Annotated in this window: 1 pseudogene; it reads left to right on the top strand. The window is 41.5% G+C overall.

The annotated features are described in order from the left end of the window. Positions 1 to 246: pseudogene (locus SB773_RS33890) on the top strand (Asp-tRNA(Asn)/Glu-tRNA(Gln) amidotransferase subunit GatB); the annotation flags it as partial.

Raw genomic sequence — 246 nt, 5'->3', positions numbered from 1 at the left:
GTGCTGATTTCTTTGAAGCGACAGTCGCTTCAGGAGCGGATGCAAAACTAGCATCAAATTGGATCATGGGTGAGGTTTCTGCTTTCTTGAATGCAGAAGGAAAAGAGCTGCATGATGTCAAATTGACTGCTGAATCGTTGGCAGGAATGATTAAGCTGATTGAAGATGGGACAATTTCTTCTAAAATCGCTAAAAAAGTTTTCAAAGAATTGATTGAAAACGGTGGGGACGCTGAAACGATCGTCA

This window comes from Bacillus sp. SIMBA_074 (genome assembly GCF_046534555.1).
GTDB classification, from domain to species: domain Bacteria; phylum Bacillota; class Bacilli; order Bacillales; family Bacillaceae_G; genus Bacillus_A; species Bacillus_A mycoides.
Note: the sequence above shows the minus strand (reverse complement) of the source record. Positions and strands in the feature narration are given on the sequence as shown.